This is a genomic window from Streptomyces sp. WAC07094 (assembly GCF_036320405.1).
Lineage (GTDB): Bacteria > Actinomycetota > Actinomycetes > Streptomycetales > Streptomycetaceae > Streptomyces > Streptomyces lannensis.
Genome location: NZ_JAVMJZ010000001.1, coordinates 7,045,241 through 7,060,810 on the forward strand (window position 1 = coordinate 7,045,241; position 15,570 = coordinate 7,060,810).

General features: G+C 71.8%; 17 protein-coding genes. 8 read left to right on the top strand and 9 right to left on the bottom strand.

The annotated features are described in order from the left end of the window. Positions 1–10: 10 nt before the first annotated feature. Together ung and RCR19_RS31315 are read left to right on the top strand one after the other, a co-directional pair. Positions 11–694 (top strand): uracil-DNA glycosylase, encoded by a 684-nt coding sequence (gene ung, locus RCR19_RS31310; RefSeq protein WP_331268154.1) that lies wholly within the window; start codon positions 11–13, stop codon positions 692–694. A 162-nt stretch (positions 695–856) separates the two neighbouring features. Next, positions 857–1,414, top strand: a complete 558-nt coding sequence (locus RCR19_RS31315; RefSeq protein ID WP_331268155.1) for a hypothetical protein — start codon at positions 857–859, stop codon at positions 1,412–1,414. Between the two features lie 803 nt (positions 1,415–2,217). Here RCR19_RS31315 and RCR19_RS31320 read toward each other — a convergent pair. Beyond that, positions 2,218–2,808: a TetR family transcriptional regulator C-terminal domain-containing protein gene (locus RCR19_RS31320; RefSeq protein ID WP_331268156.1), complete on the bottom strand. Its 591-nt coding sequence runs from the start codon at positions 2,806–2,808 to the stop codon at positions 2,218–2,220. Between the two features lie 95 nt (positions 2,809–2,903). On the opposite strand from RCR19_RS31320, the gene RCR19_RS31325 reads away from it, so the two are divergent. Both RCR19_RS31325 and RCR19_RS31330 read left to right on the top strand, forming a co-directional pair. Then, positions 2,904–4,103 (top strand): FAD-dependent monooxygenase, encoded by a 1,200-nt coding sequence (locus RCR19_RS31325; protein WP_331268157.1) that lies wholly within the window; start codon positions 2,904–2,906, stop codon positions 4,101–4,103. Further along, entirely contained in the window at positions 4,100–5,011 is a 912-nt protein-coding gene (locus tag RCR19_RS31330) for a Gfo/Idh/MocA family oxidoreductase (RefSeq protein WP_331268158.1), read from the top strand. Before RCR19_RS31325 ends, RCR19_RS31330 begins: the two co-directional genes overlap by 4 nt. On the opposite strand, the gene lnt is transcribed toward RCR19_RS31330, so the two are convergent. From lnt to RCR19_RS31345, 3 genes are all read right to left on the bottom strand, one after another. Beyond that, positions 4,929–6,503: an apolipoprotein N-acyltransferase gene (gene lnt, locus RCR19_RS31335; protein WP_331268159.1), complete on the bottom strand. Its 1,575-nt coding sequence runs from the start codon at positions 6,501–6,503 to the stop codon at positions 4,929–4,931. The genes RCR19_RS31330 and lnt overlap by 83 nt on opposite strands. A gap of 90 nt (positions 6,504–6,593) precedes the next feature. Beyond that, positions 6,594–7,079, bottom strand: coding sequence for a nuclear transport factor 2 family protein (locus RCR19_RS31340; protein ID WP_331268160.1), 486 nt, complete (start codon positions 7,077–7,079; stop codon positions 6,594–6,596). A gap of 173 nt (positions 7,080–7,252) precedes the next feature. Further along, positions 7,253–7,990 carry a hypothetical protein gene (locus RCR19_RS31345; RefSeq protein ID WP_331268161.1) on the bottom strand — a complete coding sequence of 246 codons (738 nt, stop codon included), beginning with the start codon at positions 7,988–7,990 and terminating at the stop codon, positions 7,253–7,255. Between the two features lie 320 nt (positions 7,991–8,310). Here RCR19_RS31345 and RCR19_RS31350 point away from each other — a divergent pair, with 320 nt between their 5' ends. Continuing rightward, positions 8,311–9,051, top strand: coding sequence for a glucose 1-dehydrogenase (locus RCR19_RS31350; RefSeq protein ID WP_331268162.1), 741 nt, complete (start codon positions 8,311–8,313; stop codon positions 9,049–9,051). Between the two features lie 136 nt (positions 9,052–9,187). Here RCR19_RS31350 and RCR19_RS31355 read toward each other — a convergent pair whose 3' ends face one another. The 4 genes from RCR19_RS31355 to RCR19_RS31370 all read right to left on the bottom strand — a co-directional run bounded on the left by RCR19_RS31355 (position 9,188) and on the right by RCR19_RS31370 (position 11,765). Further along, positions 9,188–9,367 carry a hypothetical protein gene (locus RCR19_RS31355; protein ID WP_331268163.1) on the bottom strand — a complete coding sequence of 60 codons (180 nt, stop codon included), beginning with the start codon at positions 9,365–9,367 and terminating at the stop codon, positions 9,188–9,190. A 179-nt stretch (positions 9,368–9,546) separates the two neighbouring features. Then, positions 9,547–10,128, bottom strand: coding sequence for a HEAT repeat domain-containing protein (locus tag RCR19_RS31360; protein WP_331268164.1), 582 nt, complete (start codon positions 10,126–10,128; stop codon positions 9,547–9,549). 359 nt (positions 10,129–10,487) lie between these two features. Continuing rightward, positions 10,488–10,751: a hypothetical protein gene (locus tag RCR19_RS31365; RefSeq protein WP_331268165.1), complete on the bottom strand. Its 264-nt coding sequence runs from the start codon at positions 10,749–10,751 to the stop codon at positions 10,488–10,490. A gap of 138 nt (positions 10,752–10,889) precedes the next feature. Then, positions 10,890–11,765 carry an undecaprenyl-diphosphate phosphatase gene (locus RCR19_RS31370; protein WP_331268166.1) on the bottom strand — a complete coding sequence of 292 codons (876 nt, stop codon included), beginning with the start codon at positions 11,763–11,765 and terminating at the stop codon, positions 10,890–10,892. Between the two features lie 346 nt (positions 11,766–12,111). Between RCR19_RS31370 and RCR19_RS31375 the strand changes: the two genes are divergently transcribed. The 3 genes from RCR19_RS31375 to RCR19_RS31385 are packed head-to-tail and all read left to right on the top strand — an operon-like array spanning position 12,112 to position 15,025. Beyond that, the gene (locus RCR19_RS31375) at positions 12,112–13,383 is read left to right on the top strand and encodes a Gfo/Idh/MocA family oxidoreductase (protein WP_331268167.1); all 1,272 of its coding nucleotides are present in this window, start codon (positions 12,112–12,114) and stop codon (positions 13,381–13,383) included. Further along, the gene (locus RCR19_RS31380) at positions 13,380–14,309 is read left to right on the top strand and encodes a PmoA family protein (RefSeq protein ID WP_331268168.1); all 930 of its coding nucleotides are present in this window, start codon (positions 13,380–13,382) and stop codon (positions 14,307–14,309) included. Before RCR19_RS31375 ends, RCR19_RS31380 begins: the two co-directional genes overlap by 4 nt. Continuing rightward, on the top strand, positions 14,303–15,025 hold the full coding sequence (locus tag RCR19_RS31385; protein ID WP_331268169.1) for a cupin: 723 nt from the start codon (positions 14,303–14,305) through the stop codon (positions 15,023–15,025). Before RCR19_RS31380 ends, RCR19_RS31385 begins: the two co-directional genes overlap by 7 nt. Before the next feature lie 6 nt (positions 15,026–15,031). On the opposite strand, the gene RCR19_RS31390 is transcribed toward RCR19_RS31385, so the two are convergent. Further along, the gene (locus tag RCR19_RS31390) at positions 15,032–15,502 is read right to left on the bottom strand and encodes a helix-turn-helix domain-containing protein (RefSeq protein ID WP_331268170.1); all 471 of its coding nucleotides are present in this window, start codon (positions 15,500–15,502) and stop codon (positions 15,032–15,034) included. Positions 15,503–15,570: the final 68 nt, after the last annotated feature.

The window sequence follows — 15,570 nt, forward strand, 5'->3', positions numbered from 1 at the left end:
GGAAGTTGACGTGACCGACATCGCCATGCTGCCGGAGTCCTGGCGGGGCGTACTGGGCGACGAACTGCAGCAGCCCTACTTCAAGGAGCTCGTGGAGTTCGTCGAGGAGGAGCGCGCCAAGGGTCCCGTCTACCCTCCGCGTGAGGAGGTCTTCGCCGCTCTCGACGCCACGCCGTACGACAAGGTGAAGGTCCTCGTCCTCGGCCAGGACCCGTATCACGGCGAGGGCCAGGGGCACGGTCTGTGCTTCTCGGTACGGCCGGGTGTGAAGATCCCGCCGTCCCTGCGGAACATCTACAAGGAGATGCACGAGGAGCTGGGCACGCCGATCCCCGACAACGGCTATCTGTTGCCGTGGGCGGAGCAGGGCGTCCTGCTGCTGAACGCGGTGCTCACGGTGCGCGCGGGCGAGGCGAACTCGCACAAGGGCAAGGGCTGGGAGAAGTTCACCGACGCGGTGATCCGGGCCGTCGCCGGCCGGCCCGACCCGGCGGTGTTCGTGCTGTGGGGCAATTACGCGCAGAAGAAGCTGCCGCTGATCGACGAGTCGCGGCATGCCGTCGTCAAGGGTGCGCACCCCTCGCCGCTGTCCGCGAAGAAGTTCTTCGGCTCGCGCCCGTTCACGCAGATCAACGAGGCGGTGGCCCGGCAGGGACACGAGCCGATCGAGTGGACCGTGCCGAATCGGGGATGAGGCCCGGGGCGGGGCCGTGCCCGGTCCGGCCCCGCCCGCCGGCCCACGGGCGCCGCATCGTCACCGTCCTGGCCCAGCGCCCGTACGGAGCCGCCTGACCGCGATTGCCGGACGAGGCGGTTAGCGTCGTGGTGAGGGAGGGTGACGAGCGCGGAGGAAGCCGTGGTGAAGCGACAGGAGCAGGCGGCGCCGGACGCCGTCATGACCCGGATCGGGCAGGGCGTCATGCTGCACCACGGTGGCGACCGCGAAGAGGCCAGGGACCGTTTTCTGCGTCTGTGGGCGGAGATCGGCGAGGACGGCGATCCGCTCCACCGCTGCACGCTGGCGCACTACATGGCGGACACTCAGGACGATCCCGCGGACGAGCTCGCCTGGGACCTGCGGGCGCTGTCCGCCGCCGAGGAATTCACCGACGAACGCCTCGCCGGTCACGACGGGGTGCTGGCGGTGCGCGCGTTCTACCCCTCGCTCCATCTGAACCTGGCGGCCGACTACATCAAGCTCGGCCGCTGCGAGGCCGCCCGGGTCCATCTGGGCCGGGCGCGCGGCGCGGTCGGCGCCCTGGACGACGACTCGTACGGCGAAGGGGTCAGGGCGGCGCTCGTAGGTCTGGAGCTGCGGCTCGCCGAGCGGTGGCCGAGGGGTGGCACTCCGGAGCCCGGCCCGCCGGACGGCCCGGGCGGGGACACCCTGGGACCCCAGAGACGGCGCCCTTGAGGCGACCGCCGCGACCGGTACGAAGGGGACGACGGTCGGTCCAGGCATCTCGGGCCGGCGAGCGCCCACGGGACGGCAGAACCTCGACATGGGGCCCGCCCGCTCGGACGCTCTGCGTGGCTCAACGCCCGTAGGCGCTCCGGCAGATCCTCGCCTCGGGGCTGTCGGGCCGCCACCCTCCGTATCTGCGGCCGAGCGCGCACACGTCCGCGTTCCTCGGGAGCCCCCCGGAGACGGTCGGCGGCAACTGCACCGGACCCCTTTGACCGGTCCGCCGCGGTTGCGGGTCGGCGGGCGGGTGGGGCCGGGGGGGCGGGCGGAGCGATGCCCGGTGCGGGCGGGGCCGAGCGGTTCGGGCCGGTCCTGAACGGTGAGGGAGGCTCGGAGGGCCGGACCATCTCCAGCGCCTCCCGGGCCGGGGCCTGGACGACGCGGGGGTCCGTGCTGCCGTCGGGGCGCGGTGCCGAGGGGAGCGTGGGCGAGGGGGGCGGTCCGGAAGCCGGCGGTCGCTGGACGGTCACACAGCCGGTCAGGGCCGAGACGGCCACGGTGACCAGGAGCGCGGCGGTCGTCGTCGTTCGATGCACCCGCGCAACTCTGCAAGGTCATGGCCGGTTTGGGGAGCTGACAGGCGCAGGATGCCCCGCATGGGTGATCTCCCGCCCCCTACGGAGGGTCCGCGTCCATCGCGGCTGACGCCGGTCTCCTCGGTGGCCGCCGTCAGGTCCGCCCGGGTGCCACAGGCCGGACCCGGCGCCGTCAGTCCTTCCCGTGGCCGACCGCACCCCGTCCCGCGGCTGCCGTCAGTCGCGGAGCATGCCGTCGAGCAGTTCGCGCAGGCCGGCGCGCACCTCGCCCGGGCCGGGCACATCGGCGGTGAAGGATCCCGCGACGCACGAGAACATCAGCCCGTCCAGCCAGGCCACGAGCGACAGTGCGTGGCGGTCCGGGTCGGCCGAACCCATGGCCGTGACCAGGGCGTTGAGCTGGTCGCGGAAGCGGGCGCCGACCGCGTCGAAGTGCCGGCGCAGCTCCGGCCGGCGGGTGGCCTCGAGGGCGAGTTCGTACCGGGCGAGAGTCAGCGCGCGGTGGTGGGTCAGGGCACGGTGGGCGGCCAGGGCCAGCGCGTCCACCACCTGGTCCGGCCCGCTGGTGGGGGCGGGCATCTCGTGCGGCGCGAGTACCCGGGCCTCCCGGTCGGCGAGGCGCCGCACCGCGAGCTCCAGCAGCGCCAGCCGGGTCCGCGCCAGATTGGAGGTCGAGCCCTGGGGCAGCCCCGCCTCCTCGTCGACCGCCCGGTGCGTCAGCCCCCGCATGCCGCGCTCGGCGAGCAGGGAGAGCGCGGTGTCGGCGATGAGGTCGGCGCGGGAGGTGCCTTCGGTACGTGCGGACATGAACGCCAACCTATCCGTAGCACTACGCCTGTAGTAGTGTCGCCATATCTGCTCACTACAGGTGTAGTCGCATCTGTGCGGCACGAGGAGGGGCCATGGCACCGGCGTCGCGGGTCGTCGTCATCGGTGGTGGTGTCGGAGGGCTGACCGCGGCGGCGGCTCTGTACCGATCCGGCCGTCAGGTAACCGTTCTGGAGCGGGCCGGCTCGCTGGATCCGGTGGGCTCCGGGATCTCGCTGGCCCCGAACGCCCTGCGCGCCCTCGACGTCATCGGGCTGGGGGACGAGCTTCGCGACCTCGCGGCCTGGCAGGGGAACGGCGGGCTGCGCACACCGTCCGGGCGCTGGGTCTCGCGCCTCACCGCCGCCGATGCGGCCGAGCGTCTCGGTGGACCGATCGTGCTGCTGCACCGGGCCACCCTCGTGAACACCCTGGCGGCACAGCTCCCGCCGGGGACGATCCGTACGGCGTCCGCCGCGAGTCTCGTCGACCCGGGAGACGCCACACGCCCGGCCCGCGTCGCCGTCTCCGACGGCGAGTTGGAGGCGGACCTGGTGGTGGCCGCCGACGGCATCCACTCGGCCGTGCGCCGTGCGCTGTTTCCGGAGCACCCCGGGCCCCTCTACACCGGATTCACCACCTGGCGGCTCGTCTCGGCGCCCCCCGGCGTGGAGTTCGCACCCCACGAGACATGGGGCCCGGGCCGTTTCTGGGGCACACAGCCGCTCAAGGACGGCAGGGTGTACGCCTACGCCGCGGCCGTCTCTCCCGCCGGCCTGCACGCGCCGGACGACGAGCGGGCCGAACTCGTGCGCCGGTTCGGGCACTGGCACGAACCGATCCCCGCCCTCCTCGCCGCGGTCCGCCCCGAGCAGATCCTGCGGCACGACGTGCACCACCTCGCCGAGCCGCTGCCCGCGTTCCACTCGGGCCGGGTCGCGCTGCTCGGGGACGCGGCCCACGCCATGCCGCCCCAGCTCGGCCAGGGCGGGAACCAGGCCGTCGAGGACGCCATCGTGCTCGCCCACCACGGCGAGGACCTCGCCGCCTACACCGCCGCCCGGCTGCCCCGTACGACGGCGGTCGCCCGCAAGGCGGTCAGGGCCGCCGGCGTGGGTCTGACCCGCAGCCGTTCGGGCATCGCCGTCCGCAACGCCGCGATCGCCGCGCTGTCGCGGGTCGCCCCCGGGCTCCTCCTGCGGGGCTTCGAGGACATCGCCGACTGGCGTCCGCCGCAGCAGCCGTATGCTTCCGGCAAGGCACCGGTCCGCAACCCCGTAGGAGACACCCCGTGAAGGTCGGCTGCATCGGACTCGGTGACATCGCGCAGAAGGCGTATCTGCCGGTGCTCGGGATGCAGCCGGGGCTCGAACTGCATCTGCAGACCCGCACTCCGGCGACGCTCCGGCGCGTCGCCGACGGACTGCACCTTCCGGCCGCCCAGCGGCATGCCGACCTCGAAGGACTGCTCGCCCAGGGTCTCGACGCCGCGTTCGTGCACGCGCCCACCGGTGCCCACGCCGAGATCGTCACGCGGCTGCTGGAGGCCGGCGTGCCGACGTACGTGGACAAGCCGCTCGCCTATGAACTCGCCGACTCCGAGCGGCTGGTGCGGCTCGCGGAGGACCGCGACGTCGGCCTCGCGGTCGGCTTCAACCGGCGCCACGCTCCCGGATATGTGCAGTGCGCCGAACATCCGCGAGAGCTGATCCTGATGCAGAAGAACCGGGTCGGACTCCCCGAGGAACCGCGGACCATGATCCTCGACGACTTCATCCACGTCGTCGACACCCTTCGGTTCCTGGTCCCGGGCCCGGTCGACGATGTGACGGTGCGCGCCCGGGTCGAGCGCGGACTGCTGCACCATGTGGTGCTGCAGCTGGCGGGCGACGGCTTCACCGCGCTCGGTGTGATGAACCGGCTGAGCGGTTCGGCCGAGGAGGTACTGGAGGTATCGGGCCAGGACTCCAAGCGGCAGGTGCTCAACCTCGCCGAGGTCGTGGACCACAAGGGTCAGCCGACCGTGCGCCGGCGCGGGGACTGGGTGCCGGTGGCCCGGCAGCGCGGTATCGAGCAGGCCACGCTGGCCTTCCTCGACGCCGTCCGTGCGGGCAAGGTGCTCAGTGCCCGTGACGCACTGGCGACTCACGAACTGTGCGAGCGGGTGGTGGCTGCGGTGCAGGAGCGCCCCGTCGCACTCTGAGCGCACGCAGGCCCTCGGCCGCGCACATCCCGGCGAGGATCAGCAGGGCCCCGTGGACGGGCCAGTCGCCGAACCTGACGTACGGGGTGACGCCCCGGGCGAGCGGAACGTCGTAGACCTCGGAAGCGCTGCGGTCGGTCCCGAGCCAGGAGCCGACGCGTGCGCCGCTCGGACCGTAGACGGCGGAGACACCGGTGAGTGTGGCGTGCACCATCGGCCGGCCGGTCTCGGCGGCCCGCAGCGCGGCCAGCGAGGCGTGCTGCTCCGGCGCCCAGCTGTGCTGGAACGTCGAGGTGGAGGACTGGGCGAGCAGCACCTGCGCGCCGTCCTCGGCGAGATGGCGGCTCATGTCGGGGAACGCGGACTCGAAGCAGACCATCGGGCCGATGCGCAGCCCGTGCCCGACGTCCATCACCACCTGCTCGGTGCCGCGCCTGCGGTCCTCGCCGGCCGCCCTGCCCACGGAGGTGGCCCAGCCCAGTACGGAACGTGCCGGTATGTACTCGCCGAACGGGACGAGCCGCATCTTGTCGTAGCGCTGCCCGGTCGGGCCGTCCGAGCCGACCGGCACCGAGCTCTTGTATATGCCCGGCTGATCGGAGCGCCGTGCGTCCACATTGACCAGGATCTCGGCGTTCACCAGCCGGGAGAGCGCCGCGATCCGGTTCGCCAGATCGGGCCGCTGCGCGAGGTCGAACCCGACGCTGCTCTCGCCCCACACGACCAGGTCCAGCTGCTGTCCGGCAAGCGCGCGGGTCAGCTGCTCCTCCCGGTCGAAGCGTTTCATCCCGCTGTCCGCGCCGCTGACGATCCCCGGCTGCACGACCGCGATCCGCATCCGCCCGTCGGGGTCCGGGTGCGGCGACCAGGCCCAGGCGGCCGTGGTCGCGACGGCCGTGGCCACCAGACCGGCCACCGCGGGGACCCGTGACGCACGCACCGACACCAGCACGGCGACGGCCACATTGACAAGCACCACCAGGAAGCTCAGCAGCCACACCCCGCCGATCGAGGCCAGCCGCAGCGCGGGCTGCACCTGCCACTGGCTCGAACCGAGCAGGCCCCAGGGGCCGCCGAGCCCCTGCCAGGAGCGGACGAGCTCCACCAGGAGCCAGCCGGAGGGCAGTACGACGAGGGCGGCGCCGACCCGCCCGGCCGTCGGCACCCCGGCCAGGAAACGCCGTACCAGCCAGCCCCAGGGCGCCCAGAGCACGCCGAGCAGCGCGGCTATGACGAACGTGAACACGTTCAGGCTCGGGAACAGCCAGTGGTGCACGGCCACCATGAAGCCGAAGCCGCCGAGCCAGCCGTCGTACAGGGCGCGCCGTCCGGTCGGAGCCGTCCGGATCAGCAGGATCCAGGGGACCAGGCAGACGTGGGCGAACCACCACCAGGACGGTGCCGGGAAGGCGAACATGGGCAGGGCGCCCGCGAGCGCGGCGGCGGCACCGCGCCCGAAGCGGGAGGAGAGCCAGTCGCTGGGCATCCTCATACGGCGCATCCCTCCCCGGTGCATGTCTCCAGTGTGCGCGCCGCGGAAGATCTACGACAGAGGGCATGGAGGTGCGCGGGACGGGCTCGGTCAGGTGCCGGACTCCTGGCCGCGTGGAAGCGGCATGCGACGCCACTTCTCCTCGACGACCACTTCGCGCAGCCGCCAGCCCTCGTCCGTGCGCAGGAACGCGAAGGCGTACCGGCCGCCGCAGACGAAGTCCGGCTCGGTCTGCTCGCCGTCCTTCGTCGCGAACCGCATGGGATTGACGTAGTCGGCCCGGATCCCGGCCGTGTCGCCGACGTCGTGCGCCAGGGCGCCGAACCGGACCCGCCGGTTCACGATCAGGTGCTGGCGCATCGGGAACAGACGCAACGTCCCCTCCAGCCAGTCGGCGACCCGCCCCGCTTCCCCCTCGATGCCGCCGGCCGACCGGTAGTCGGCCCGCCCGTCCGCCGTGAACAGCCCTCGGTACGCCGTCCAGTCGCCGTCGTCCACGGCCACCGCGTACTCGGTGACGAGTCCGTCGAGGGCCAGCCGATCCATCACGGTCGCGAGTTCCACGCGCTGGGTCATCGGTTCAGTGTTGGGGACGGGGGACGCGCAGCCAAGAGGTGTGCTGAGGGTTCAGGACATGGCGGACCGCCTGACCCCGGACAGCGGGGCAGGCGGTCCGGCCGGCCCGGGGCGCCGTGATCGCCAGGCCCGATTCCGGCGGGCCGGTGATCCCTGCGCTCCCGGGGGCGTGATCACCACTCGTAGTCGTGGCGGTCGACGACGCGGAAGCTCCCCGCGACGGCGCTGTTGAAGAGGGCGCCTGCGAAGCCGCTTCCGAAGGGGCTTCCGTAGCCTCCGTCGCCGGAGTAGTCGTTGTTGCCGGTCACGACGCCGTAGGTGCTGCCGTAGGGGCCCACGGTGGCGACCGGCGAGCCGTTGTCGCAGCTGAAGCCGCGGTAGACCTCGACGATCTTGTCGCTGTCGTTGTCGACGCTGAAGCTGGTGGAGCCCAGTCCGCTGGCCGCGGGGACGCAGCCGTCGATGGCGGCGGAGAACGACCGCTCGTTGAAGTAGATCCTTCCGATCCTCTTCTGGTGGTGGCCACGGTCCCCGCCGCCCTCACGGTCGCCGTGGTCGTCGTCGTTGTTGTTGCCGCCGTTGCCGCCGTGGTCGTAGTTGTTCCCGTTGTTGTTGCCGCCGTTGCCGCCGTTGCCGCCGTGGTCGTAGTTGTTCCCGTTGTTGTTCCCGCCGTTCCCTCCGTTGTTCCCGCCGCTCGCGGTGCCGCCATCTTGCGGTGCTGCAGCCGGGACGGCCTCCAGCGGAGCCACGGCCGTCCGGAGGGAGGGCGCCTTGTGGGGCGCAGGGGCAGCCAGCTTTGCGGACGGGGCGGCCTTGGTGGATTCGGTGGTGGAGGCGTAGGTGATCCCGGCGGTGACAAGGACCGCAGCGCCCACTGCGGCGGTGGTCACGGCGATGGTACGCGTCGGCATGTCAGTTCCCTCTCTCGTAGAGACGCCGGCCGGGCAGCCGATCTCTAACGAAAGTACTGATAGCAACTTTTGGCTGTCATATCGGATATGCCCTCGGAGTGATCCCGTGCCGCCGGTCGGGTGCAAACGCGGCTCTGACGGCGTGTCGCGACTGCGCCGTCCGCGCCTGGCGCTTTGTCAGGGGCGCCGTCCGGGGTCGAACTCCGTGGTCGTGGGGTGCTGTTGCCGATGGGTTGGTCCTCGCTCCCCGACCGGGGCTGACCCGCGGTTTGCGGCCGTGGGATGATCCGTCCACGTGCGTTCGGCAGGAGGAGACATCCATGACGCGTCCCGTCACCGTGGTCACGGGCGGAAGCCGGGGGATCGGTGCCGCGACTTGTGTGCGACTCGCGTCGGACGGACACGACGTGGCGCTCTCGTACGTGCGGGACGACGCCGCGGCCGAGCGGACCGCGACCGCCGTGCGGGCCGCCGGCGGACGGTGTGTCACCGTGCAGGCCGACACCTCCGACGAGTCCGACGTGGACCGTCTCTTCGACACGGCAGCCCGGGAGCTCGGAGCGGTGACGGGCCTTGTGAACAACGCGGGCGTGACGAGCCCGCACGGTCGGCTGGCGGACGCCGACACCGCCGATCTCCGCCGAGTCGTGGAGGTCAACGTCCTCGGCGTACTGCTGTGTTCACGTCGCGCGGCCCGGATGATGACCCCGCGCAAGAGCGGAGTCATCGTCAATGTGTCCTCGGCCGCGGCGACGCTGGGCAGCCCCGGCGAGTACGTGCACTACGCCGCGTCCAAGGCCGCGGTCGACGCGCTGACCGTGGGTCTCGCCAAGGAACTGGGTCCGGACGGCATCCGCGTCAACGCTGTGTCGCCGGGGATCGTCGAGACCGAGATCCATGCGGCGATGGGCGATCCCGGGCGTCCCAGCCGTCTGGCCCCCACCGTTCCGCTGGGCCGGCCCGGCCGCGCGGAGGAGATCGCCGCGGCGATCTCCTGGCTGATGTCACCGGAGTCCTCGTACACCACAGGTGCCGTGCTGAGGGTTTCCGGAGGACGGTGACGCCCGGAGCGACGCCCGGACCGCGTTCCGGGCGTCTCCCGCGACGGCATGTCGGGCTATGGCATGGCGAGCCCTGGGGATGAACTGATCGGGATCACCTTCGAACAGCTGTCGGGCCGGAGCGGTCGGCGCGTGCTCAGGCCGCCTCGATGATCTTGCCGCGCATCGCTTCCGCCCACTCCACGACCAACAGCTCGTACTCCGCACGTTCCTGAGCCGACAGCGTGCCGCCGGCCCGCAGCCACAGCGCACGGATCCGCTCGTTCACGTCGTCGGCGGACCGTGCGGAACCAGGGCTCATGGAATCGGGGGACATGCGGACAAGCCTAGGGGCAAGGGCTGACAGCGCGCTACCGAGCGGCTACGCGCGCAGTATGTGGTTGGTCACGATCGCTTCTGTGGAAGGGAGTTGGGGGATTCCGCGGCGTCGGGGAACGAACCGTGACGTGATGACCGGATCGTCCCGGGCCCGGTGTGCGCACCGGGCCCGGCTGCTCACCTCGACCTCATGACCCGTGTCCGGCCGGGGCGCGTCTTCTGTACGCCCGGTGGGAGGGTTCGTTCGTAGATGGTTCCGCCGGGTACGAACCAGCCCGCCTTCTTCCGCACCGCGGGGTCAGGGTCGCCGGTGCGGGACTCATGAAGTGCGGCGACAGCGCGTGCGTCGAAGTGGGCGAACTTGCCGACGAGCTCGGCGGCCCTCGCCCTGACGTGCGGGTCGGGGTCCGAGGCCAGGTGGCGCAGTGCGGGTTCGAGGACCCGGTCCGCGCCCGGAGCGCAGGTGTCGCCCTTGCACCGGTCACACGCCAGGGCGTGGAACGCGGCGATCCTGACCCGCGAGTCGGGGTCGTCGACCATGGTGACGAGTGCGTCCATGGACTCCATGTCGACCAAATGATCGAGAAGACGGCAGCAGCCCTCACGGACGGCCGGATTCTCGTCGTACAGGCCGGCCCGAACGGCACTCAGCGCGTTCGTCCCGCGTCGCAGCAGTTCGCGGTATGCCGCGACCGTGCGTTGGGGGTCACCCAGACACGCGACGAGGGCGTTGTTGTCGGTTCTGACGAAGCCGAGCATGAGTTCAGTGTCGAACGCTCCACCGGCTGCCGGCAAAGGGATTTCGGCCGCGTGGCAGGCGGCAGTGCCCTCGGCGGACACCTCCGCGAGGACGGGATACCGAACGAGGCCGTGTCACAGCCGTCACATCCGAGCCGATCCTCACCCGTTCGGGATGGTGACAGGCGCGTCGGGTGGGGCGTAGCGTCCCTCGTGCGGCAGTCGAACGGCCCGGCCGTGAGGCCGGGCGGGGGCGCAGAACGCGACCCTGCCTCCCCCCGTACGGCTGCCGCTTCGTCATGCGGTGCGTCGCACATGGCCGGCCGGCCGCAAATAGCGCGAGGGGGCGAGGCGAAGGCCACCCGCCCACGTCACGCCGCTCACCCGGTGTTCCCCTCGTCCGGGTCCACCGGATCGTCGCCGTAGAAGCCGTCCAGTTGCACGTTCAGTTCGGCGAGGTCCGGGTGTTCGGCCAGATCACGGATCTCCGCCTGCGTCAGCACGTCCACAAGGCGACGCATCGAGCGTGAGGCCAGCATGGCCGCGGCGGTCCTGTCCAGTTCGGCGGCGCGCTTGCGGTGCAGCTTGGCCAGGATGCGGAGCTGGCGGGCCCTCAGCTCGTACGGGTCGACACTCTCGCTCATGCGGGCCGCTCCTCGGTGTGTTCGTGACCGTCGCGCCATGCTCCCATCCGAACGCCGAGGCCGCAGAGCCGAACTCGTCGTCGCGGCCTCGTCGCGTGCATCGCACGGGGCCCACGAGCCCGGGCCGCCGCCCCCTCGCTAGCCCGCGGACTCCGCCGCGTGCGGGCTGAGGACGCCCGCGGTGACCAGGGCGATGATGGCCAGGCCCAGGGCGATCCGGTACCACACGAAGGGCATGAAGGACTTCGACGAGATGAACTTCATGAACCAGGCGATGACCGCGTAGCCCGAGGCGAACGCGATCACCGTCGCGAACAGGGTCGGTCCCCAGCTCACATGCCCCGACTCCGCGGCGTCCTTGAGTTCGAACGCGCCGGAGGCGAGGACGGCCGGAACGGCCAGCAGGAAGGAGTAGCGGGCCGCCGCCTCGCGCTGGTAGCCGAGGAACAGGCCGCCACTGATCGTGGCCCCGGAGCGGGAGACGCCGGGAATCAGCGCCATGGCCTGGCAGAGCCCGTAGACGAGGCCGTCCTTGGTGTTGAGGTTCTCGAGTGTCTTGCGCTGCTTAGCGGCCCGGTGTCTGCCGCCGGTCTCGTCACGCGCCGCGAGCCGGTCCGCGACACCGATGACCACGCCGATGACGATCAGCATGGTCGCCGTGATCCGCAGATCGCGGAAGGGACCCTCGATCTGGTCCTTCAGCGTCACGCCGAGCACCCCGATCGGTATCGAGCCGACGATCACCAGCCAGCCCATCTTCGCGTTGTGGTCCCGCCGCATCTCCTTGTCGAACAACGAGCGGAACCAGGCGGAGACGATGTTCGCGATGTCCTTGCGGAAGTAGATCAGCACCGCGGCCTCCGTGCCGATCTGAGTGATCGCGGTGAAGGCCGCCCCGGGGTCCTCCCAGCCCGCGAAGGCCGCGGTCAGCCGCAGATGGGCGCTGGAGGAGACGGGGAGGAACTCGGTCAGCCCCTGGACGAGCCCGAGGATGAGGGATTCAAGCCAAGACATGAAGTGAAGGGGTCCAAGCGCTGATCGTGGATACGGCGGCGGGCGCACCGAACGCCGGCTGCCGTGCCGAAACCGTCGATCGAGTGCGCAGAGCCGCAGCGTAGCGCCCCGCGACGGCGGCGCCCGCACCGGGGCTTTACCAACGCTTGGGGCGCTCGGGCCGCACCGCGCGCGCCGGAGCCCTCCGTCCGGCCCGGGGTAGGGGCGGTACGCGGTGTTGACCGCCCCTTCGGGCGGGTGCTTTCGTGACACCGGGGAGAAAGCGCTTGCCGCCCCGCAGTCCTCGGAACTCGACACGCGTTGGCCGACGTCTGACGTCATGTCCGATGGAGCGCTGATCACGTCCATGCCCACTGCTCGCCATGCGTCCCCAGCCGTCGAGGCCACCGGCCCAGACACCACCAAGAACCCGAATCCCGACGAAGTTCCCGGCCCGGACCCGCGTCCGGGCCGTCCGACGTCCCCGTTCGCCGGCCGGCGCATCAGGGCCGCCGTCGTGGGCGCCGGTGGTATCGCCCGGAGTGCCCATCTGCCCGCGCTCGCCCGGCTCGGCGCCGAGGGCGAACTCGAGATCGTCGCCGCGGCCGACATCGACGCGGACGCGCTCGGGCGGCTCTGCGCAGAGGGCGGGATCCCGCACGCGTACCGCGACCTCGGCCGCATGCTCGCGGAACGGCGGCCCGATCTGGTCGTCGTCTGCACGCCGCCCGTCCTGCACCGCGAGCAGACCGTCGCGGCACTGCGGGCCGGTGCCTGGGTGTGGTGCGAGAAGCCGCCGGTGCCCGCGCTGGCCGACTTCGACGCCGTCGAGGCGGAGGAAGGCGCGAACGGCGGCCCGTACGCGGCGATCGTCTTCCAGCACCGCTTCGGCTCCGGCGCCCGGCACGTCGGACGGCTGCTCGGCGGGCGGGCGATGGGACGGCCGCTGGTGGCGCACTGCCAGACCACCTGGTACCGCGACGCGGCCTACTACGCCGTTCCCTGGCGCGGCCGCTGGCGGAGCGAGGGCGGGGGACCGGCCATGGGGCACGGGATCCACCAGATGGACCTCCTGCTGGACCTGCTCGGACCCTGGAGTGAGGTGCGGGCCATGGCCGGGCGGCTGGTGCACGAGGTGCAGACGGAGGACGTCTCCACGGCGCTGGTCCGCTTCCGGAACGGCGCCCTCGCCACGATCGTGAACAGTGTGCTCAGCCCCGACGAGACCAGCCGTATCCGCATCGACTGCGAGCGGGCCACCGTCGAGCTGACCCATCTGTACGGGCACCGCAACGGCGACTGGCGCATCACGGCCGCGCCCGGGGTGCCCGAGGAAGAGGCCGCCGGCTGGCGGGACTTCGGCCCCGACGTGCCGAGTTCCCATCTGGCGCAGCTGCGTGAGCTGGTCGCGAGCATGCGCGCCGGTGAACGGCCCCGCAGCAGCGGCGCGGACGGCCGGTCCAGCCTGGAGCTGATCACCGCCCTGTACAAGTCCGCGTTCACCGACACGACCGTGCGCGCCGGGGACATCGGTCCAGGTGACCCCTTCTACACGGCCCTGCACGGAGGCGCTCCCGGCTGGGCACCCGAGGGCACCGGCGAGTCCGCGGCGGCACCGGGCCGGGAGGTCTCCGCATGACCGTGAAACTGCGCATCGTGCACACGCACGGCGATCGCATCACGCTCACGGAACCCACCACCGGCGTGGAACTGTTCGCCTACGTCTACGCCCCCGAGGCGGCCTGGGAGGCGCCGAAGCCGTATCTGCACCCGATGCGGACGCTCGCCGGCGACATCGTCACCGACTACCGGCCCAACGATCACCGCTGGCACAAGGGGTTGCAGCTCACCGCCTCGCACCTGTCCGGGCAGAACCTGTGGGGCGGCAACACCTATGTCCACGGAGAGGGGTATCTCGCCCTGCCGGAGCTGGTCGGCTCGATGGCGCACACCGGCTTCGACGAGATCACCGCGCACGACGGCGGTGCGGTCATCGCCCAACGGCTCACCTGGCACCCGCACGGCGGTGCGCTGTGGGCGGAGGAGGAGCGCCGCATCGAGGTCCACGACGTCGACGCGACCTCCCGGTCCTGGGCGCTGACCTGGACCTCCTCGATCACCAATCGCCGCGACGAGGCCCTGCTCTTCGGCAGCCCGACCACGTCGGGGCGGGAGCTGGCCGGATACACCGGGCTGTTCTGGCGCGGGCCACGGGCCTTTCGCGGCGGCCGGGTCACCGGGCCCGATCCCGGCGGACCCTGGCCGATGGGGCGGCAGGCGCCCTGGCTCGCGTACTCGGGGGAACACGACGGCGCCGACCGGCGGGCCACACTCGTCTTCGTGCACGCCCCGGAGAACGATCACCTGGGGGAGCGGGGCACCCATCCCGCCCACTGGTTCGTCCGCAACGAGCCCTTCGCGGCCGTCGCCCCCTCCTGGGCCTTCCACGAGGAGCTGGAGCTGGCCCCGGGCGACACGCTGCGCCGGCGGTACCGCGTGGTGGTGGCGGACGGCGCCTGGGAGCGGGAGCAGATCGCCGACTACCTCGAGGAGCACCCATGGTGAGCCCCGGCGGGTTCACGGGACTGCCGGGCGCCGTGGCCGTCTCGCATCTGTCCGTGTACGACTGGCCCGCCGCCGACGGCCTGTGCGGTGGAACCCCCCATCTGCATCTGACCTGTTCGGAGGCGTACGTCGTGGTCGGGGGCCGTGGCGCGGTACAGACGCTGACGACGTCCGGCTTCGAGGTCACGCCGCTGGAAGCGGGCACCGTGGCCTGGTTCACACCCGGAACCGTCCACCGGCTGGTCGACGAGGACGAGCTGCGCATCACCGTGCTCATGCAGAACGGCGGGCTGCCGGAGGCGGGCGACGCGGTTCTCACCCTGCCCGCGGAGTACCTGGCCGATCCGCGGGCCTACGCGGCGGCGACGGTGATCCCGGCGGGCGCTCCCGAGGCGGAGCGCGAGCGGATCGCGCGTGCCCGCCGGGATCTGGCCCTGGAGGGCTTCCGGGCGCTGCGCGAGGCGGAGGGCCCGGAGCCGCTGGCCGCCTTCCACCTGGCAGCCGTGGCGCTGGTGCGCCCGCGGCTGGCCGAGTGGCGTGCGCGGTGGTCCACGGGTGCACGGGCCGCGGCCGCGGCGACGGGCGAACAACTCGACCGTCTGGAGCGAGGTGACGTCTCCCACCTTGCCGAGGCGGTCGTACGGGCCCGCCGGCCGTCCGCCGTCGGGAAGTTCGGGATGTGCGGTCGGCTCGACGTGTACGAGGAGACGTCGTAGGCGGTCCTATGCCGCGGTCGGACCGGACACCGTCCAGCCCGGTGCCTGGGGGTGCGCCGTCTTGTCGCCGTGGCGGACCTCCTCGCCGCAGGCGGAGCAGGTGACGACCGGAACCAGTTCGCTGCCGCACTTGTGCTCGATCACCATGGGGCGGTCGCCGTCCTCGCGCAGATGGCGGTCGCCCCACGCCATGAGCGTCATGAGGACCGGCTCCAGTTCGAGGCCCGCGGCCGTGGGCAGGTAGTCGAAGCGCTGCGGGCGCTCGCTGTACATCCTCTTGGTCAGGATCCCCGCCTCCACCAGGCGCTTCAGCCGTGTGGCCAGGATGTCCCGGGGTGCGCCGATGTTGCGTACGAGCTGGTCGAAGCGTCCGTTGCCGAGGCAGACCTCGCGCATGACGAGCAGCGAGTACTTCTCCCCGACGAGGGCCAGCGTGTCGGCGATCGAACAGGGGCGTGGGTGTTTGGAGACGGCCATGAGTCCAGTCTAGGCAAGGGTTTGTTTTTCCAACTCTCGGCGTTATGGTGGATCCAGATTTCCTACTC